Source organism: Treponema socranskii subsp. buccale, from assembly GCF_024181585.1.
Lineage (GTDB): Bacteria > Spirochaetota > Spirochaetia > Treponematales > Treponemataceae > Treponema_D > Treponema_D buccale.
Genome location: NZ_CP054258.1, coordinates 2,114,246 through 2,134,142 on the forward strand (window position 1 = coordinate 2,114,246; position 19,897 = coordinate 2,134,142).

16 protein-coding genes are annotated in these 19,897 nt (G+C 51.0%); 2 read left to right on the top strand and 14 right to left on the bottom strand.

Going from position 1 to position 19,897, the window contains the following annotated elements; genetic code table 11:
• Positions 1-82: 82 nt before the first annotated feature.
• From dapB to amrA, 14 genes are all read right to left on the bottom strand, one after another.
• Complete coding sequence (dapB, locus tag HRI97_RS09575) at positions 83-856, bottom strand: 4-hydroxy-tetrahydrodipicolinate reductase (RefSeq protein WP_253725231.1); 774 nt, start codon at positions 854-856, stop codon at positions 83-85.
• 63 nt (positions 857-919) lie between these two features.
• A complete protein-coding gene (locus HRI97_RS09580; protein ID WP_253725232.1) occupies positions 920-2,245 on the bottom strand; it encodes an aspartate kinase in 1,326 nt (441 codons plus the stop codon).
• Positions 2,246-2,625: 380 nt separating this feature from the next.
• The gene (locus HRI97_RS09585) at positions 2,626-3,063 is read right to left on the bottom strand and encodes a hypothetical protein (protein WP_253725233.1); all 438 of its coding nucleotides are present in this window, start codon (positions 3,061-3,063) and stop codon (positions 2,626-2,628) included.
• Positions 3,064-3,157: 94 nt separating this feature from the next.
• Entirely contained in the window at positions 3,158-5,704 is a 2,547-nt protein-coding gene (locus HRI97_RS09590; RefSeq protein ID WP_253725234.1) for a DUF4959 domain-containing protein, read from the bottom strand.
• A gap of 47 nt (positions 5,705-5,751) precedes the next feature.
• Positions 5,752-6,861 carry an IS110 family RNA-guided transposase gene (locus HRI97_RS09595; RefSeq protein WP_253725235.1) on the bottom strand — a complete coding sequence of 370 codons (1,110 nt, stop codon included), beginning with the start codon at positions 6,859-6,861 and terminating at the stop codon, positions 5,752-5,754.
• Between the two features lie 335 nt (positions 6,862-7,196).
• On the bottom strand, positions 7,197-7,907 hold the full coding sequence (locus HRI97_RS09600) for a DNA-binding domain-containing protein (RefSeq protein ID WP_253725236.1): 711 nt from the start codon (positions 7,905-7,907) through the stop codon (positions 7,197-7,199).
• Between the two features lie 396 nt (positions 7,908-8,303).
• Complete coding sequence (locus HRI97_RS09605) at positions 8,304-10,202, bottom strand: ribonuclease catalytic domain-containing protein (protein ID WP_253725237.1); 1,899 nt, start codon at positions 10,200-10,202, stop codon at positions 8,304-8,306.
• Positions 10,199-11,575, bottom strand: a complete 1,377-nt coding sequence (locus tag HRI97_RS09610) for a hypothetical protein (protein WP_253725238.1) — start codon at positions 11,573-11,575, stop codon at positions 10,199-10,201. Before HRI97_RS09610 ends, HRI97_RS09605 begins: the two co-directional genes overlap by 4 nt.
• A 187-nt stretch (positions 11,576-11,762) precedes the next feature.
• Positions 11,763-12,182, bottom strand: a complete 420-nt coding sequence (locus HRI97_RS09615; RefSeq protein WP_253725239.1) for a type II toxin-antitoxin system VapC family toxin — start codon at positions 12,180-12,182, stop codon at positions 11,763-11,765.
• Positions 12,157-12,393: a hypothetical protein gene (locus tag HRI97_RS09620; RefSeq protein WP_253725240.1), complete on the bottom strand. Its 237-nt coding sequence runs from the start codon at positions 12,391-12,393 to the stop codon at positions 12,157-12,159. Before HRI97_RS09620 ends, HRI97_RS09615 begins: the two co-directional genes overlap by 26 nt.
• A gap of 117 nt (positions 12,394-12,510) precedes the next feature.
• Positions 12,511-13,632 (bottom strand): ABC transporter ATP-binding protein, encoded by a 1,122-nt coding sequence (locus tag HRI97_RS09625; RefSeq protein WP_187420481.1) that lies wholly within the window; start codon positions 13,630-13,632, stop codon positions 12,511-12,513.
• 574 nt (positions 13,633-14,206) lie between these two features.
• Positions 14,207-15,052, bottom strand: a complete 846-nt coding sequence (amrS, locus tag HRI97_RS09630; protein WP_253725241.1) for an AmmeMemoRadiSam system radical SAM enzyme — start codon at positions 15,050-15,052, stop codon at positions 14,207-14,209.
• Positions 15,039-16,007, bottom strand: a complete 969-nt coding sequence (locus HRI97_RS09635; RefSeq protein ID WP_253725242.1) for a DNA-methyltransferase — start codon at positions 16,005-16,007, stop codon at positions 15,039-15,041. Before HRI97_RS09635 ends, amrS begins: the two co-directional genes overlap by 14 nt.
• A gap of 35 nt (positions 16,008-16,042) precedes the next feature.
• Complete coding sequence (gene amrA / locus HRI97_RS09640; protein WP_253725243.1) at positions 16,043-17,464, bottom strand: AmmeMemoRadiSam system protein A; 1,422 nt, start codon at positions 17,462-17,464, stop codon at positions 16,043-16,045.
• A gap of 277 nt (positions 17,465-17,741) precedes the next feature.
• On the opposite strand from amrA, the gene HRI97_RS09645 reads away from it, so the two are divergent.
• Both HRI97_RS09645 and feoB read left to right on the top strand, forming a co-directional pair.
• A complete protein-coding gene (locus HRI97_RS09645) occupies positions 17,742-17,972 on the top strand; it encodes a FeoA family protein (protein WP_253725244.1) in 231 nt (76 codons plus the stop codon).
• Entirely contained in the window at positions 17,969-19,819 is a 1,851-nt protein-coding gene (gene feoB, locus HRI97_RS09650) for a ferrous iron transporter B (RefSeq protein WP_253725245.1), read from the top strand. Before HRI97_RS09645 ends, feoB begins: the two co-directional genes overlap by 4 nt.
• The last annotated feature ends 78 nt before the right edge of the window (positions 19,820-19,897 follow it).

Consider the following 19,897-nt stretch of genomic DNA (forward strand, 5'->3'; position numbering starts at 1 on the left):
GAGCCGCTGCGGAATGAAGCGAAAGCGGAATCCTGCAGGACGCGCCCTGCCGCACGGCAGGGGACGCCGAAATTAATAATTATTAAAATATATCCTGCATGGTATACACGCGGCCTTTTTGCAGCGTTCCGGTTTTCAACGCGGAAGAAAACCGTTCGAGAGAACGGACGGCACCGAAAGCAAATCCCTCTCGGCTTCGAGCGCGGTGCGTAAGTTCGATCGTGTCGGCTTGTCCGTCGAAAAACACGGTATGCTCTCCGGGGTTCGAACCGCACCTCGTGCTCGCAAGGCTCAGTTCGTTTTCTTCGGGCTTTCGGTGAAAGGAGTCGGAGACGATTTTCGTTTTCACCGTGTATTCGGCCATAATGCGCCGTGCGATTTCGAGCGCCGTACCGGACGGGCTGTCGGCTTTTTGATTGTGGTGCGCTTCCCACACCGCAACGTCGTAGTCGGAACAGTCTTTCATAAGACGGGCGGCTTCGGAGACGATTTTGTAAAACATATTGACGCCGATGGAAAAATTCGACGAATAGAGTAAAGCGCCGCCCGTATCTGCGGCACGTTTTTCCACAGCCGGAAGACTCTCCGTCCAACCCGTCGTTCCGACGACGAGCGGGATCGAAAGCGGAAGGAGCGAGTGCATATTTTCGACGGCAACCGACGGCCGGCTGAACTCGATGACGCCTTCGGCTCCGGAGGATTTTACCGCACGAGCCGTATCTTCCGCCGAAGCGGGTTTTACATCGGCATCGGGGGCTGCCGGATCTGCGGTAAGAACAATGCGGTGACCGAGCCGTTCCGCAGCATTTTTAATCATGTGCCCCATCTTTCCGTAGCCGACGATCGCAATATTCATACATACTCCAATATTATTAATTATTAATTTTCAGATCAACCTTCAGATTCGAAACGCCGGAGGTCAAGCGAAATACGCTTTGTGCAGCACGCGCACGGTTTTATCGGCTTCTTCGTCGTCGACGATCATACTGATATTCACTTTGCTCGCGCCCTGACTGATCATCTGCACGTTGATATTTTCATCCGACAAAGCTTTAAATCCCGCCGCGAGGATCGCCGAAGAATGCAGCGCGTCGCAGATGATCGACACGATCGCTTTTCCGCTCCGTGTCCGCACTTCGGCTACGTCGCTCAAATCGCGGATCAAACCCGAAAGATCGGTCTTAGTATTTACCGTCAGCGAAACGGACACTTCGCTCGTCGCAATCACGTCGATGCTGATATTCCATTTTAAAAACTGATTGAATATGTGCGCGAGAAAGCCGACCGCGCCGAGCATGCGCGTCGAAGCGATATCGATGAGCGTTACGTGTTTGACGCCCGTGATCGCGCAGACGGGAGACGCTTTTCCGTTATGCGTTTCGACGATGATCGAACCCGGGCTTTCGATATTGTACGAATTCTTTACGCGGACGGGAGTTGCGGTGCGGCGGCACGGGAGCATCGAACGCGGGTGCAGCACTTGTGCGCCGAAAAACGCAAGCTCCTGCGCTTCTTCGTAGGTCACTTCGCGTACCGGCTTGGCGTCGGGACAGATGCGGGGATCGGTCGTCATGATACCGTCGACGTCTTTCCACGTTTGAATCTCTTCCGCGCCCGTCGCCGCTCCGATGATCGTCGCAGTCAAATCGCTTCCGCCCCGCCCGAGCGTCGTAATATTTCCGCTTTTGTCTTTTGCGATAAAACCCGTCACGACCGGAATGCGCTCGTCTTTTCCGGAGGAATATGCATGCAAATGCTCCGGTATCGATTGCCACACTTCATCGAGCAGTTCCGCCGACATAAAATTGCCGTCGCTTACGATGCCGATATCCCATGCATCGTAAGGTAAAGCGGGAATCCCTTCTTTCGTCAAATAAGCGGCCGCGATGCGCACCGACATGCGTTCGCCGAACGACACGAGATAATCGCGCGTGCGTTTTGTCAATTCTTTTATCATCGAAATGCCGGTCAAAAGCTGCGTCAATTCGTTTATTAAATCTTCAATTGTGCCGCTCGGCAATCCGAGTTCGCGCAAAGTTTCAAAATGAAGAGAAGCGATACGCTCCATGCTCACGACTCCGCCGAGCGCTTTATCGGCCGCTTCGAGGAGGTGATCGGTCGTATCGCCCATCGCGGAAAGCACGACGACCGGCCTGCTCTTTTGATACGCTTTAATAATGGATGCGACATGCCGGATGCGCTCCGCATTTGCGACCGACGAGCCGCCGAATTTCATAACTATCATAGCTGTACTATAACAATGCGCGCAGTCTTTTGCAAGTTTACGGACGGTTTACGGACTGATGCCGCTTTTGCTGCTTAATTCGATACGGAGATAATTCAGAGGGCTTTACTTTAAGCTCGTCGATGGCAACATAGACCTGCAGCACCTTGGCACTGCAGGTTCAGGCATCCGAGCGGTATATGAAAGTCCATCACTTATTTGCACCGCAGATGTTCCGCACCGGCAGTATGCAGCCGCGATTTAAGTCCTGCCCCAACGTAAATTCGTATTCGCGGCAAAAATGTGCCGTAAGCTCAAAGATACGCAAAGTCATCTTACAGACGTCTTTAAAGACCGGAACTTCGTAATACAGCGCCGTACTAATTTAGGCATTTATGTTCTTACTTTTGCAATCTGTTTCCCGGGGGATCAAAGGCTGCGGTGAGGGCTTGCTCGAATATGAATGCTTTAGCTTTCGAAGAGAGCTTGGGCTTGTCGCTCGTTACGAGCGAGTCGATTTCGGTATAGTCGAACATACATACGTCTATAAGTCCCTTTTTGGAAGCGAGCAGATCGTACAAGTCTTTCTTTTTCGCCCCTTTGTAGGTGAACTCCCTTCGAAGCCGCGCGCCGAAGATGCCGTACTTTGAGCCTTCTTGTCCCGAAGCCAAACCCACGTATAAGATCTCTTTGTTAAAAGCGTGCACGTATACTCCGGGCTTTTTTGCATACTCGCCGAGTTGCTTTTCCGACCACGACTCTCCGTCCTTTGCAACCTTTACGGGTATGCTGCGCTTAAAGACTTCCGCCTTTGCCGGAACATTGATAGTGATTGTCATAGTTTTTCTCCCATAAGTTTATTTGATTTTACCGTTTTCTCTACCGGCGGGCTTCCAACGGAAAACCGCCGATACTGCAAAATCGTTTTTTATCTTAAAAAGCGGCTATACAACATACATTGAACTTGATATTCTTGCCGTCGTTGAGAAGGTTGCCGAGGCCGAATGCCGCAAGCCACGCAGTGTAATTGAAGTAGGAATGCTGCGACGACGACCAGAACCCTGTTCCGAGATTTGCATCCGCGTAGGTACCGTCAAGCCCGTTTATTTTCAAAAGACTTGCATTTATCGCATCCTTATTTTTATACACTTCCGAGAGTTCGGCTATGCTCGGCATATACCACGCGGGCCGGGCGCCCCCGAGCTTATCGGAGTACGTTGTATTGTATTTATTTACCCAGTCGAAGGCGGGGTAATTCGTTGCGGCATCGGCTGTCCCTTCGGGGTCTACGGAACATATATAGTCCCAGTTGTTGCTCCCACCCGTATCTCCGGTAAAAGTCGCCGAAACGGCGGCTCCGCTTCCCGTTACACTCGGCGTGCAGATGATCCCTTCGAATTTCGTGGTATAGCCCGTCGTGTAGTTTTTTGCCCACTGCAAGAAAGCTGTACTCTTATGCAGTGCGATGCCGCACGGAGCGCCGTAACCGTTCCTTCCGCAGATGACCGCAATCGGCGGATTGCTCGGATCTACTGCCGTAAAGCCGTCTTTGGTAACGCGCGTTCCGTCCGCCAGTACGATTTCACCCGGGGCATAGCTTCCGCTGTAATCTTGTACGGAAATCGTGCCCGTTTTGTTTGCGCTTTTACAGCGTACCGTAATCGTCCTGTTCCCTACAATACTCGGACAGCTTACTTCCGCAATCGCCTTCGTATCGCTTATGACTTTAAAATTTGAAAAGGGCGCGCCCGTACCGCTGAAGTCGGCTTCGCTTATGCCGGGAGCTTTAAAGTTTTTTCCGATTATCGTTACCGGAAGCGGTTTTCCGCCGTAGAGCGTTCCCGCACGAGGGATAGAAACTTCCGTAATGACGGGGTCGCCGTAAAGCTGCAGCGTTGCGATTTTTGCTTCCTGTACATTCGAAAACCACACCGAAACGGTATAAAAGCCGCTTTCGGCCGGCAGCGGGACGGAAGCGGTGAACTCCGATGCGGTCCCGGCGCCTGAAGCGACCGTTATCGTGCTCGCACTTACTTCCTGCCCCGCAGAGTTCAACAGCTTTATCTTCGTTTCGCCGCGGATATCGAAATTCGCTCCCGTTACCCTTACCGAAACGTTTGACACCGAGCCGAATTTGATTTGCGCGGGCGACAGGATGATTTCTTTTACCTTCGCAGGGGTCGAAACGGTAAAGCGTGCGGTCGTCTGTGCGGGCGTACCGTTTACAATCGCCTTTACCGTATAGACCGTTCCCGCTTCCGAAGGATATGCGGGAAGAGGCGCCGTAATAGTCGCAGTCGCTCTATTGTTCGCCGCATCGATCGTCGCGGTAACGGGAGGCAAAGACGTATCGTCTCCGGTAACCTCTATCGAAAGGCTTGAGAGCATATTGAAATTGCTTCCCGTTACGGTTACCGCTATGGAACGGTTTGTCATAATCGTATCCAAGTGCGTGCGGTCGAGGTTTATTCCCGTTACTTCCGGAGCAGTGGTCGAGCGCACCGTTACGCTTTCTTTTTCGCTTTCGTTACCGAGTTCATCCTTTGCAGCAAGGGATATCGTATATTCGCTGTTGTCGGAAAGTATGCCCGTTATTTCATAGCGCGCTTCGGTTTTTGAACGCTCTACCGTCGTTTCGCTTTCCGCACCTTTTTTATACCGTAAAACGGTACCCGCAAAGTCGGCGTCCGCGGGGTTCGTCCACGAAACGATGATCTTTTGACTTACCGAACTATAGAATGCCGAAAGGTTTTGCACCTTTGCGGACGGGGTTTTGTCTATATTGCCGACGGTGATCGTCTTTATCTCGCGCCTGCCGTCATTATCAACTACCGCGACCGTATAGGTGCCGTTTTCGCTCACCGTAAAGCTGTTGCCGGTAATATCGGTACCGTTTGCCAAAACTTCGTCTACGGTTTTTATGCCCGCTGCCCATTTGGCAGTTTTCACCGACGTGCTCGATGCAACCGTTACCGTAACGTTTCCGTTTGTCGGGGTCGCGGGGCTTTGAGTGAGTGTGATCACCATAGGAGCGCCCGGTACGGATGCCGTTTGCGTGCGTGCGGTTTTCACTGTGCCCGCGCTTTTATTGAGCGATTTGTCGACGGTCTTTATCGTAAAGGTATATTCCGTGTCGGCGCTCAAAGCATCCGCACTATAGCTTACGACTTTCCCTTTTTCGGCTGCAAGGTATATGGCAGTTTTAAGCGAGCCGTGCGCAGGAAGGGCCGTGATTTCGACCTGATAGAGGTCGCCGTCGGCAGGGTTTTTCCAGCTCAAATTGATAACGCTTGCACTTCCTGCAACCGCCGTAAAGTTTGCAACTTCGGCTGGCGGCGTCGTGTCCTTCGGCGGCTGTATAGGTGCCGGCGTTTCGGCATTTTGCTGACAGCCTGCAAGCAAAAATACTGCGGCAAGCGCGATAAAAGCCGCCGCAACCTGACGGAAAAACGCAAAACATTTTTTTCGATTCGTCTTCATATTGTCTCCCATAAAAAGTCAATAAACAAGGTGACTTTCTAAGCTGTTTAATTCATGGCAACGAGGGCTTGTTCAGCAAGACTCATAGGTTTATATCTGCCCATCATCTTTGTTGAATCAAAGTCCTGTTTTCCCGTGAGCAACGCCCACACGATTTCTGCCATCTTCCTTGCAGCTGCAACAATCGATTTGCCGCTGCCTTTGTTCTTTTTCATATAATCCAGTCGCTGCATGATCCTCCATCCCGAAGTATCCTTGCAACGACGAATTCCCAACACCAACTGTACGTACGCCGTTCTCAATTCCTGAGGACCGCGCTTGGTTATTCTGCCATGTCTCACCGTTTCATTTGAATCCTGTACCCATGGCACAAGCCCGCAAAAGGCCGCATATTTCTTCGCACTGGCAAACCTACCTATATCTTCTGTGTACGAGCGGATTATCCATGCCGTGATTTTTCCGCAGCCTCGAATCGTCATAAGACGACTAACCATTTCATCGTCTTTCGTTAATTCGCTTAACTGCTTTTCAATCAGCTTGACCGATTGGCTCATCTGCTCTATAATTTCAATCATCAGTTTTACTGATTGTGCTTCGAGCACGAGGTCGCTACGCGACGACAGGGCGTCCAGAACTTCCTGGCGCCCTTTTTTACTTTGGAGGCTTCGACTTTCATCCTGTAGCCCCATACTCACCAGAAGCGCATGAATCTCATTCTTTTGTCCGACAATCGAATGAACCAGCCGCTCCCTTGATTTCAAAAGCCGTCTCAAGTTTTCCGTTTCCTTACTGCACAGATAGCTTTCCGGAAGCATATCCTTTGATAGAAACTCTGAAATCGTCGAAGCATCATGCTTGTCGGTTTTCTTCGTCGATTCGTTGATTACCTTGAATTTCAACGTATTGATTACCGTCACGTGCGCTCCCACTTTTTCTACCTGAGCCTTGAAGAATCTTGTGTTGCCGGTTGATTCAACTCCGATTTTCACAGTGAAACCGCCTATCTTGTACTCCGTTATTCTCGCAAGAAATGCCGCATACCCAACTTCTGTCGTCGGATACTGTTTGATCTGCTCAATGCTTTCAACCGTTTCCTCTGTCCGCTCATGCACGGTAAACTGTGTTTTGTGCAAATCAACGCCAATGTAAACTGTCATCTTGACCTCCGTTCTCACTCAGCGGAAAGTCTATTCGGTAATGTGTTCCATTCTCCCATTCAGTCTCTTACGACTATCGTATGGTGCGGCAATAGCTCTTCATTCTCCTAACCGAAGGTCATAGCCTCCACTAAATATGTCGAACTCTTGCCTGGTTCCCGCTGAACTCTTTCTTTGTTCAGCTTATCACATTACCACTTGTTCGTTTTCCTTTTTATCATACCTCCTAAATATTACCTACACCTATACGTGTAGGCTGCCTACACTTGTGCGTGTAAGGTGTCCACACCTATGTGTGTAAGCATCCTACACCTATGCGTGCAGGGTGCCTACACTTACGCCGTAACGGTAAGCGGCTTTGCAAAACGTCCGGCTTTCATCGCTTTAAGCGGTTTTCCGCCTTCGGCAAGTTTTGTCCTTACTTCCACATAATACGTTCCCGCCGAAAGCGAGTTCGGTATCAGCGCCGTAAGGCGGGCGGGCTTATTTTCGGCGATGACTGAACAGCGCACGGCTTCTCCCGTTTCGGGGATGAAAAAGATACCCTGAGCTTCGTCTTTCGCGTCGAATTTCAAACGGCTCCCCGTTATCTGCACGATGCCGCCCTTCGTCAGCACCGTATTTACCGTGTCCGATACGACGTCCTTTACTTCGGTAATATACGGATCGGTGCTTGCAATTTGCGTTTTTTCGCACTTCACTTCCTGCAGGGCATCGCGAAGGAGGGTTCCCGCCGTCATATTGAGGTTTACCGCGTGACGCTTTTTGTCGAAAGAGTCGTTCGCTCCGTCGAATACGCCCGAAATGCTCATGCTCGTGTTGAAAAGCGGCGTATTGAGCGCGCTGCCGTTGGCGATGACGAGGGCGCACACTTCCCCGTACACTTGCAGTACCGCCGCCGCATCTGCTCGGGTTACCGACGAACCCTTTTCCATCATCAAGCTGATGATTTCGTCAAGCGTGTACGATCTCACATCCGCTGTCTGCGCCATATACTTATCAGGCGCCGGCGTCAGCAAATTTTCGCGCAATGCATACTTCAACATACCAACCTCCTCTTGTATGAAACCATCCGCTTCCGCGAACGGAAAGCGGCATACAAACAATGAAGGGGAAACTGCAAAACGCGCGGAGAAAGCGTTTCCGCTCCGCGCGCAGAATATGAGATAACGATGTCGGATTTTATTTAAAGAGAGTTCGCCCTCAGCCGTGAAGCCGTGAAGCCGTGAAGCCGTGAAGCCGTGAAGCCGTGAAGCCGTGAAGCCGTGAAGCCGTGAAGCCGTGAAGCCGTGAATTTTGCGCGATGCGCGTATGCGTGTCAAGTACTCCGTACGACATATACGCTGCAAATACGTTTTTCATCGCCTACAGTATATGCCGTATGCGCGGAAAAGTAAAGGCATTAATAATTGGTAATTCGTAATGGGTAATTGATTCCCCTCTTACAGCGGCACAAACACGACGGTCTGCTGCGGAATATCGATATTCGTCGCCTTGACTTCAAGCGTATCGTTGAGTTCATATTTTTTTTGCGGTACGATAAAGGTTTGCATATCGAGCGACGGAATATAGAGCTGAATCTGTTTGTCTTTTTTATCGACGCACACAGCTTTCCCCGTCCACTCGGGATTTTGCAAGAGGTATACGAGCTTCCAGTGCGTTTCACTGCACCGCGACGCTTTCCGTGCGGCAATCGACGCGATATCGCCTTCGCTGATGCGCGTGAGCATATCGTCTTTGTCGATGAGCGGCCGGCCGGCCATAAACGCGCGCAGCTGTTCGTGTGCAATCAAATCGCCGTAGCGGCGGAGAGGACTGGTCACTTGGCTGTACATCGAAACGCCGATCGCAGCGTGAGGCGCGGGCGTAATGCCGACGCTGCGCTTTCGCATACAGCGAAGCAAACGAAAATCGCCGGCAAGTCCCGGAGGCAGATCGGAGGGAATAGCGGGCGCTTCCTGACTCACGTACGGAAAGGGAATATTGTTTTTAAACGCGAAACGCGCCGCGCCTTCTCCTGCAAGGAGCATCATCTCTCGCACCGTATCGCCCGATTCGTAGCGGATTTCCGGTTCGATCGAAACTTTTTTCGTCTCTTCATCGACGCTGATATGCACTTCGGGCAAATCGACCGAACAGGCGCCCGCTCTCTTCCGCCGCTCGATATTGCGTTTTGCGATATCGAACAAGGGCTTCAATTCGGGCGAATCTTTCAGCGCATCCGCTTTTTCATAGGTAAGGCGTTCGACATTGACAAGCGTTTTGAAAACCGCACAGTCGTCGATGCCGCCCTTGTCGTCCAATCGGATCCGAAACGAAAGCGCGCGGCTCGTTTCATTCAAACCGAGCGCGTAATCGGCAAGGGATGTTTCGGCGAGCATGCGGCTCGTCCCTTCAGGGAGATACAGCGTCGTTCCGCGTTCTCGCGCGGTTTTGTCGATCGAACTGTCGGGCATAACGCTGGAAGCGGGATCGGCGACGTGCACCCACAGGTATTCGCCGTCCCACGCAATCGCATCGTCGGGATCTTCCGACCACGCATTGTCGATCGCGTATGCCCTGCTTTGCACGAAAAGCCGCTCTTCTTCGGGCGGAACGGCAAGCCCCTCCGCTGCCGACGTCATCGAAAGCCCGTAGCGCGTCGGGTACGGATTGCGCGTAAGAGGCCATACGCCCGTGTCGATGAGCAGCTTGTGCGCTTTTTCGGGCGTCTGCGAAAAACCCGCCTCCGCCATAGCCTTCGATTTATCGGTCTGACCGAGCGCGAGAGATTCGACTTCGCTCATATACTTGGAGTCGCCGGGAAGTTCGAGTTTTTTTTGTTTGAGCCGCTTGATAAAGGCTGCGCGCAGTTCTCCTTCATGCGCCTTTTCGTATGCCTTTTGTTTTAATGCCGCTATTTCCTCTTCGCTCCGCGGCACAAACGCAATCGTACCCGATTTAAAAGATGCGGCATCGAGGGCGAACTCGTCGCTTTCGGAAATCGCTTTATAGACGGCAAAACTTTCGTCCGCCGAAAAAGACGGGCGCATGAGCGAAGCGATATCCGAAAAAGATACGGGCGATGAAGCCGTTTCAGGATCGGAGCGGAGGAGTTCGTACGCTTCGGAAACCTGTGACGGAATCGCGCCGTCGGAAAACGAAAGGAGCGCATCGAGACTCGAAGCGGGTCCTTCATGCAGCGGCACGATATCTTTTTCGCGCACTTTCAGCGATACGTATGATTTTTTTCCCGCCGCGGTCGCCGAAGGACAGTATTGGATCGCATACTTGTCGCCTTCGACATCGGTGACGAGGGCGCATTGATTTTTATAGAGTACGACCGCATTTTTTCGAATCATACGCCGTATTTATACGTCCAATAAATTCCGAACGACCACGCCGATCGATTTTTGCCGTCGAAGGCCGTGCGGCTTTCATAATCGAAGTCGACCGAAAGCGAATGGCGGGTATTAAACAAAAACGTCGCCTCCGGACGGATGTCAAAAATAAAACCGCCGGTATAATCTTTCGTCGCCGAGTACATCGCATAACTTTTATCGCCCCAGCGTTTGTCATAAGAACCCCACGCAAGGGACGACCATGCGCTTAAAACCACATTGTGCGAAACCGCAAAGCGCGCGAGGATACCCGTGTAAACGGCGGGACCGTAATTCACATTTTCAAACCAATTGAAACCCGCTTCGGGACGGATCGTCAAATCGATTTTCGGAAAGGAGATCGTAACCGCCCCTCCCGTCGTCCACGCCATATCCGCATCGTTTTTATCGGCATCGATCGAATCCCAGCCGAACCATGCGTCGATAACAAAGCGCTTGTCGAAGGCAAGCGATATGCCCGTATACAGATTGCCGTCCTGTTGAAATATCCCTTCATATGCAAACGATGCGCGCAAAAAATCGACCGGATGTACTTCCGTTCCGAAGTTCATAATCGGAGCATCGGTATTCGCTCCGCTCGGAACGGCAATACCTACTTGAAAAACATCTTTATAGCGGTAACGCGCAGCGATTGCCGTCTTCGCGTATTTATTCGCGACGGGAACGAAACCGACGACATCGTACGAACCGGGTGCATCGGGAGTATAGCGGTAACGGTGAGCGCTCGCACTCCATACATTCCAATCGCTCCCTCCCTGCGCGACTCCGTGCCGATCGTCATAAGACGTGCTGAAACCGCCGGCGCGTATATGCGCTCCCGCTTCCCATACCCATGCACCGTAGCCGGGTGCGGGACCGACCGACCAATTGAGTTTCGTACCGACACCCGCATCGAAGCCTTTAAACGGATGCATCAAAAAATTGATATAATACGGATCGGATCGCGTATTCAAATGACCGTTCGCGGCGTTATTATAAGTACCCCCGCCTCCGATGCGCGGCGTAGTATTCGTATTTTCTCCGCCGTTGTAGTAGTGGTACGAAAGCGCCGAACGTTCCGTATTTTCGATCGAAAAATTATCGAGCGTATTATCGCCGTCGTTCCAGCGCGCGAGCGCGCCCCAGTTGATCATACCGTCGATCGTAAAAATACCGACATCGACACGCGCTTGCAGCGTATCGATAAAGCCGTAGTATTTTGCGCTTTGAGAGCCGAGCGGTCCGCCGAATCCCGTCCACACCGTATTTTCAACTCCCGTTTTTTGAAGTACTTGAGCTTGAACCGAAGCGGCGATAAAACCCGCCGCGGCAAAAATCATGCATAATTTTTTCATAGTATATCTCCCGATCAAAGAACACATTCGAACGCTTCCGCTTTCGGATATGGCCGCAGATCATTTGCGAATTCTATATAAAACGGAATACGCCGTCAATGGGGTGCTTATAAATAAACAATTCGCACGGCGCGGAGATAAAGAAGGGACTTGTCTGGAAATTCGGTTTTGAAAATATGCAAGGCAATTATAATTTTAAAAATTCTTCCGGGCTGATAATTTTTATGGGTGAGTTCTTAAATCCGTTTTCTTTATCGCGTGTAATAATATAATCCAAGTGTTCACTTTCCGCACATTTTATTTGAAGTCCGTCTTCCAAATCATCCCAATCCGAATTGGTACAGATCGAAACAAAAAAATCTTCTCGTTCTGAAATTATTGTAAAAAATTTACACAGATTTAAAATCAACTCTTTTCTTTCTTGAACGGTTTTATCTTTACGCAAAATAAAAAACAAATCCGACAATGAATGCGCTGAAAAATATCCGATATTTTCTCCGATAACGCAAGAATTGATTATTTTAGAAGCGTTTTCCGAATACGGTTCCCGTTTTTGAACCAAATCGAGTACGATATTCGTATCAAGTAGAATATGAGTATTTTTCATCCAAGGCTTCTTTCAATTCTTGCTTTTCATCGATTTTACGATTCACACTACCTTTTATATTATTAAAAAAAGACAATCCCTCTTTAATCTGCAAGGTATCGGTTTTCTTTTTTTTAAAAATCAATGTGGTTATTTTGTCGGAAAGAATTTCCAAATCCGATAAATCAAGCGAATCCAATCGATTAAAATAATTAAATGCCGAATCGGACATACATTCCTCCTAATCCCTAATTATAACATACATTCGCTTATAAATAAACAATTCGAACGGCGCAGAGATAAAAAAACCGCCGCAACACTGCGGCGGTTTTTCAATCGATAAATCGGTTTACCACTTCTTTTCGACTTTATCGCAGATATTCGGCTCGCCTTCTTCCATAGAGAAGAATTTCGCCTTTTCCATATTCGGAACGAAGTTGAGCGTATCGCCGAGACGGAAGTCCGCATTTGCCGACGTTTTGACGATGAGGTTTTGTCCCTTCGTCGTAACGACATAGAGGTGCGTTTCCGAGCCGAGCGGTTCTTTGTTCGTAAGCTTCATCTGCATATTGTTCGACGCGGCAGGTTTTTCAGAAAACGCAACGTCTTCGGGGCGGATGCCGAACGATACTTCTTTGCCGACGAAAGCTTTCAGCTCTTTCGCCTGCGCGTCCGTCGGAACGACTTCAAACGAACCCTCGTCACACACGATCTTTCCGCCCTTTTCGGCGACTTTAACCGTCATAAAATTCATCGGCGGCGTGCCGATAAATCCCGCGACGAATTTGTTGATCGGCGAATTGTACAAATAAAGCGGCGCACCGATCTGCTGAATAAATCCGTCTTTCATAACGACGATTTTCGTACCGAGCGTCATAGCTTCGATCTGATCGTGCGTAACGTAAATCATCGTCGCCTGCAGCCTCTGGTGCAAAGAAGCGAGTTCTGAACGCATCGTAACGCGGAGCTTCGCGTCGAGGTTCGACAGCGGTTCGTCGAAGAGGAATACTTTCGGATTGCGCACGATCGCACGGCCGACTGCAACGCGCTGGCGCTGACCGCCGGAAAGCGCTTTCGGTTTTCTGTTCAAATACTGCGTCAAATCGAGCTGCTTTGCAGCATCTTTTACGCGGCGATCGATTTCCGCTTTATCCATTTTGCGGATCTTCAAACCAAAAGCCATATTGTCGTACACCGTCATGTGCGGGTACAACGCATAGTTTTGGAACACCATAGCGATGTCGCGGTCTTTCGGCGGAACATCGTTCATCTCCACGCCGTCGATGTACAGCTTGCCTTCGGTAATGTCTTCAAGACCCGCAACCATGCGGAGCGTCGTCGATTTTCCGCAGCCGGACGGACCGACGAAAACGCAAAACTCTTTGTCTTCGACCGTGATATTGGCGTCGGTGACGGCACGCGTCATGCCTTCGTATACTTTTCCGACACCCTTCAGTTCAACTTTTGCCATAAAAGGCCTCCCTTGGGGTTATATTATACGAATAAGTATACGGCAAAAAATACGAGCTGTCAAACGATTTTTTTTAAATATTCTTAATCCGAGGGGGGGGGAAGCCTCCCCCTCGCGCACACTTCGTTGTGCGCTGCCCCCTCTGCGGGGACACCCCGCAACGCCCCGTACCGATTTTGCGCAAGTTTTATCGCAGGATATGCACCGCCATGGTATACTATTTGCCGTAAATCGACAAGGCGAACAGGTAATATCGACAGGGATTACGCATGAAAAATGTATACACAGAAAAGAGACATAATATAAAATAAAAAAGGCGGAACGCGAGGCAGCGGCAATGCCGCCGAGCCGCTCAGACCGATGGCAAGCGAACTTTTTGGTAAAAAAGTTCGCGCAGTCCGATTCCAATCACGGTCTGCCGCGGCGAACGGCAGGGCTGCTGCCGGGAGTGCAGCCGATTTTTTACGGTAATGGTTATTTTTTGAGGAATATAGATTCTCATGCGTAAGCCCTGGTAATATCGAAAAATTGGATATTTTCTTAGGCGGCTGAAACATCCCGTAAAAATTTCCGCTCAGCAGTTGCCGGGGTACACGTATTCGAGGTATTCGCGCGCGGCGGAAACAGAACGGTACACCGTGTCGACCGGCGTCGCCTCCGCATCCGGCATGCGCCAGTGCGGAAAAAAGCGCGTAATGTGCAGCGGAATCTTTTTATCGATGCTCGAAACCCACTGCGCGAGCGAGCGTATCTCCTCTTCCCCGTCGTTTTTTCCGGGAACGATGAGCGTCGTAACTTCGACGTGCGTCTTCTTCGCCGAGCGCGCAATCGTATCTTTGACGACATCCAAATCGCCGCCCAAGACCTCGTACCACTCGCGCGTAAATCCTTTCAGATCGATGTTCATCGCATCGATGTACGGCAGCACTGCTTCGATCACAGTGCTGTTGACGCAGCCGTTTGTGACGACGACGTTTTTCATACCGAGAGAGCGTACACAGCGCGACGCATCGCGCACGTATTCCCACGACACGAGCGGTTCGTTGTACGTGTAGGCGACTCCGATATTGCCGCGAGGAACAAGCGACAAAGCTTTTTCGGCAAGGGATTCGGGTGAAACATATGCCGTTTCGATGTCGCCGCCGCTTTGCGAAATCTCCGCATTTTGGCAAAACGGACAGTGCATATTGCAGCCGAAACTTCCCGCCGACAAAATCATGCTTCCGGGAAAAAATCGATACAGCGGCTTTTTTTCGATCGGATCGAGGGCGAGCGCGGTGAGTCGTCCGTAATTGAGCGGAACGATGTTTCCGCTTCTGTTGATTCGGGCGCGGCATTTTCCCGCCTGACCTTCGGCGAGGGAGCAGCGGTAAAAGCACGTGTCGCACGTCACACGCATTTCGGACTCAGCGCTTTTCACGAAACTCTCCCTGTTCCCTTCCCGTGTTGCGTTCCCAAAACACGCCGTCCGTATACCCTTGAATCGACGTATCGCGCTCCGCCCGCGCAAGGCGCTTCAATGCAAGAAAACAGTAGTCTTCATTGATTTCGATGCCGCAATACCTGCGCCCGAGCTTTTTTGCGACGACGGCTGTCGTACCCGAACCGAGAAAGGGATCGAAGACGAGCGCGCCTTTTTCCGAACTCGCCAATATCAATTTTGCGATAAGCTTTTCGGGTTTTTGCGTCGGATGCTCGGTGTTTTCGCTCATCGACCAATACGGCACCGTGATGTCATCCCAAAAATTCGACGCGCCCGTCAAGCGGAATTTTCCGCCGTCGCCATCCTCCCAATCTTTCGGTTTTCCGTCTTTGCGGTAGGGCGCTATGACGCGCCGCTTTTGCTTAACCGCATCCGCATCGAAATAATAATCGCCGCTTACCGTCGCAAAAAAAATATCTTCCGAACAATTTTTCCAATTCGCTTTCGCCCCGCGTCCCTTTTCCCTCTGCCACGTAATGCGGTTCCGCACCGTCAAAAGACCGCTTGCCGCCGTGTACACAGATGCCGCGCTCTTCCAATCGCCGCAAATATAAACGCTCGCATTTTTTTTAAGGAGCCGAACGACACGCGGAAACCACGAGGCAAGGTAGTCCGCATACGCTTCGTCTCCGCGAGACGCGAATTTTACGCCGCCGAAATTTTTCGTGATATTGTACGGCGGATCGATTATCATGAGATCGACCGATTCCGACGGAAAAAAATCGATCGTCTTGAGCAAGTCGCCGTTGAATATCGAATCGACGATTTCATCTTTCGAAAGCGGGGCTGCCGCGCGGCGGATGAGCGGCTTTAATAATTTTCTGTCGTCCGCCGTAAGGACCGTCGTATGATTTCTCGGCGAAAGTATTTTTGTACCAGCATCATCTTTCATTGCAATACCAGGAATTTAATAGGTTCAATTTCGACTTAATAATGGCGCACGACTTCAAAGCGTTCGAGTTCGGGATTTTCACTTTTGTCGATGCCGCCTTTTTTGCACGCGATTTCGATCTGTTCGTCGACCGTGTTTACCGTTTCAAGGTTCGGCAAAAGCAAGCCTCTCCTGTTTCCCTTCGTCACGATGACGCCGTAGCGTTTTACATCGAGCGCTTCTTTCGACGAAATTTTTTCAGGGCTCGAAAGGACATCTACACTGTAGACGAGAGATGAAAGCTCGTCTTCCGTCACTTCGGAAAAGCGCGGATCGAAAGCGGCGGCACTTATCGCATTGTGCGCGATCTCTTGGGCAATGCTCTCCCGCACCGGTGCGATCGTTCCGATACAGCCGCGGAGCATGCCGTCTTTTTTCAGCGATACGAAAACTCCTGCGCGGTTTTTGAGCAAATCGTCCGAAAGCTCCATCCGCTCGACGCCGTTAGAACTCACGGCCGCACCGCCTTCGATGCGGAGCGCGCCTTTTGTTCGCACATAGTTTTCGACCGCAAGCCTTGCGAGGCGGACGTATTCGTCTTCGTTTCTTTTCCGAGCATCGAGAGAGCGCCTCTCCTCCGCTTCGTACCGCTCCAAAAAATTGCGCACGTCGTCGCGCCCCGTCACTTCATAGGCGCATATCCCGTAGCCGACGCCGAAAGGTCCTTCGTAAGAAAGCTTTTCCGCTCGGACTGCCGTGCGATCGAGGCTGCCCGCCATAATGATAAACGAACGGTGCCCGCACTCCGCGGCGTTTTCACAAAAATCGGGACTGAACGAAAAAAGCTTTCCGAAATCGGCGCTTTCCATAACGTCCATAATGCGCTCATCGTATACGGGGCCTTCCGCACGATACCCGTAGGGTCCGTCCGATTTCAGCACATGCGAGAGATCACCGCTTGCGACAACGACAACGCTCTTTCCCGTCTTTTCCGCCGCGCGACGAATGCATTCGCCGAGCGCATAATGCGCTTTGTACGACTGCCCCGAAAGACCGATACGCACGAGTTTATAATCGGTATAATATTTATTAATAAAATACAGCGGCACCATCGTACCGTGGTCGAGCGACGCCCGCTTTTCGCCTTTCGTGCCTGCAGCGATATTCGCTTTATCGGCTTCGCTGCAAAGGGCTTTAACAAAATCGGCATCGTAAAAAAGATGAAAGCGCACTTCCGCCGCACCGAAATCGGAAAAATCACCGAAGGCTTCGGTACCCGGCGATATATGAAAATAATCGCGATAGAGCGGTGCATGCGGAGACGTGACGACGATCGTTTCGGGCTTCAGATTCGCGATTTTTTTTGCAACCTGCACATACGCGGCAATTGTCGCCGCGATTTCATTTTCCCTGCCCTTACCTACTTCATGCACGATGAGAGGCGGATGCGGAACCGTAAACGCACCGATTATCGCCATAGCAACTCCCGTTTAATAATTATTTTCCATGCCGCCTCTGCAAAAACGCGGCATTTTTCTCCGCAATTTTAAATAAAAATCACACGTATAAGTGTACTTCATTTTGACGAAATCGACAAGAAAACATACAGGCACCGTAAAAATCGCCGAGCCGTAAAAAGCGAATTAATTTTTAATCGATATGGCACGATTTGAAAATCTGTGTTATAGTAATATTAGCATAGGCTATCTTTTTGACTGCGCGTCCGGCGCGTTTTCAAGCCGTGCAGGAGGTGTTATGTCGCTGAGCGAAACGCGGGAAGGATTTTCCGGAACGATAACCGATATCGCAGGAGATGCGCACTTTATCGGAAGGGTTACGTCGATGGGGCTTACGGTCGGCTGTCCGCTCACCGTCGTGAGGCACGAAAAAAAACAGCCCATACTCATCGAAGCGCGCGATACGCTGATCGCGATCAGCTGCGGCGATCTCGATAAAATTTTCGTAGAAGCGGAGAACCGATTATGACAAAAACAATCGCATTGCTCGGACAGCCGAACTCGGGAAAATCCACGCTGTATAACGGACTTACGGGCTCGCACCAGCACGTCGGCAACTGGCCCGGAAAAACGGTAGAACAAAAAGAAGGTTATTTCACTATCGACGGAGAGCGATACATCGTCGCAGATCTTCCGGGAAGCTATTCCCTTTCGGCGGGTTCACAGGAAGAAGAGATAACGCGCGTCTACATCGCATCCGGTAAAGCCGACATCGTCTGCATACTCGCCGACGCCTCTCAGCTCAGGCGAAATCTCTACATGCTCGCAGACTTCGCACCGATGCGCGTGCCGGCCGTTTTAATTCTCAATATGATGGATGTCGCAAAACTGCAGGGAAAATCGATCGATACGGCACTCCTTGCAAAGCGGCTCGGCATCACCGTCGTTCCCTTTGTCGCCGCCGATAGAAAAAAATATCCCGAACTGAAAGATATACTCCGAAACGAATTTAATAATCCGAAAAAAATCGATACGGAAAAACTCGACGCTCTGTGCGGCGGTACAAAAAGCGAAATGGAACTTGCGAACGCCCGCTTTCAATGGATCGAAGCGCTGCTCGACGGCGTCGTCACAGGCGAAAAAAAGCGCGCAGCGCTTTCAAAAGCCGACCGCATCTTTACGAGCCGCCGCTGGGGAAAGCCGCTTTCAGTCGCTGTCATGCTGCTCGCTTTCGTCGCGTCGATGATCATGGCCGTACCGCTCATGGGACTCGGATCGTTTATTCCTCGTCTCGCATCTCCCCTCCTCCATCGCCTCATGCAGGCCGGACACGCGGCTCCTTTTTTGGAATCGCTCGCTGCCGATTTGATCCCGAATGTCGTGTACTTTGCCGCCGCGATGGCGGGCTTTGTCGTCGGCGTAGCGTTTACGTTTACGGCGCTCGAAGAGACCGGATTTTTGGCGCGCATTTCCTACGCTTTCGACGGAACGATGACGAAGCTCGGACTGCAGGGAAAAAGCATCTGCCCCATGCTGATGGGTTTGGGCTGCACGATCGGAGGAGCCGCAGGCGCGCGCGTCATCGACAATTGGGGACAGCGCATACTGACGATTATGCTTACGTGGGCGGTACCCTGCGCCGCCATAGCGACCATCATGCCGACGCTTGCGACGATTTTTTTCGGCGCGCACGGCATCCTCGTCATGCTCGGCATTTATGCGTATATGTTTTTTATGATATTCATCACGGCAAAGATTTTCGGCAACAAGCTTTCGCCCGCCGCAGAGCGTACCGGTATGCTCATGGAACTTCCGCCGTATCACCGGCCCAGATGGGGGAACGTGCTCTATACGTCGTTTGCAAAATCGTGGGACATCTTTAAGAGGGCGCTCCGCGTCATATTTTTGATTTCGGTAATTTTTTGGGCGCTGTCGTTTTCATCGACGGGACGCGCGGAAAACAGCATCATCTACCGATTCGGCACGTACATCGAACCGGTTACGCGCTTTTTCGGATTGGGCTGGCAGACTTTTATCGCCTTTCTCGCGTCCGCCGTTTCAAAAGAAGCGGTACTCGGAGTATTGAATTCGCTCTATGTCGGAACGGGCGATGTTATGACGGCGACTTTTTTGGCAAAGACCGCAGGCGCTTCAAGCGGAAACCTCGCAGCCGTTTTGCCCGAGGCGATTTCAAAAGCGGAAGCGCTCGCGTTTATGTTCGCCGTTTCGTTCAACGTGCCCTGCCTCATGGCAGTTACGGCGACATATCGCGAAACGCATTCGCTCAAATGGACGGCATCGATCGCATTCTATTATATCGCAAGCGCGCTCGTCCTGTCGTTCATCGTGTATCACATCGCGGTTTTGGTGATGTAATTAATTGATACCGGGTAATCGTCGATTTTTCGACAGCCCCGTTCCGCTTTGGAAAAGGCAAAAGCCCGGCATCCTTTA

Coding starts and splice junctions, on each gene's coding strand:
- dapB (WP_253725231.1), bottom strand. CDS start 856: ATGAATATTGCGATCGTCGGCTACGGAAAGATGGGGCACATGATTAAA.
- HRI97_RS09580 (WP_253725232.1), bottom strand. CDS start 2,245: ATGATAGTTATGAAATTCGGCGGCTCGTCGGTCGCAAATGCGGAGCGC.
- HRI97_RS09585 (WP_253725233.1), bottom strand. CDS start 3,063: ATGACAATCACTATCAATGTTCCGGCAAAGGCGGAAGTCTTTAAGCGC.
- HRI97_RS09590 (WP_253725234.1), bottom strand. CDS start 5,704: ATGAAGACGAATCGAAAAAAATGTTTTGCGTTTTTCCGTCAGGTTGCG.
- HRI97_RS09595 (WP_253725235.1), bottom strand. CDS start 6,861: ATGACAGTTTACATTGGCGTTGATTTGCACAAAACACAGTTTACCGTG.
- HRI97_RS09600 (WP_253725236.1), bottom strand. CDS start 7,907: ATGTTGAAGTATGCATTGCGCGAAAATTTGCTGACGCCGGCGCCTGAT.
- HRI97_RS09605 (WP_253725237.1), bottom strand. CDS start 10,202: ATGATTCGAAAAAATGCGGTCGTACTCTATAAAAATCAATGCGCCCTC.
- HRI97_RS09610 (WP_253725238.1), bottom strand. CDS start 11,575: ATGAAAAAATTATGCATGATTTTTGCCGCGGCGGGTTTTATCGCCGCT.
- HRI97_RS09615 (WP_253725239.1), bottom strand. CDS start 12,182: ATGAAAAATACTCATATTCTACTTGATACGAATATCGTACTCGATTTG.
- HRI97_RS09620 (WP_253725240.1), bottom strand. CDS start 12,393: ATGTCCGATTCGGCATTTAATTATTTTAATCGATTGGATTCGCTTGAT.
- HRI97_RS09625 (WP_187420481.1), bottom strand. CDS start 13,632: ATGGCAAAAGTTGAACTGAAGGGTGTCGGAAAAGTATACGAAGGCATG.
- HRI97_RS09635 (WP_253725242.1), bottom strand. CDS start 16,007: ATGAAAGATGATGCTGGTACAAAAATACTTTCGCCGAGAAATCATACG.
- amrA (WP_253725243.1), bottom strand. CDS start 17,464: ATGGCGATAATCGGTGCGTTTACGGTTCCGCATCCGCCTCTCATCGTG.
- HRI97_RS09645 (WP_253725244.1), top strand. CDS start 17,742: ATGTCGCTGAGCGAAACGCGGGAAGGATTTTCCGGAACGATAACCGAT.
- feoB (WP_253725245.1), top strand. CDS start 17,969: ATGACAAAAACAATCGCATTGCTCGGACAGCCGAACTCGGGAAAATCC.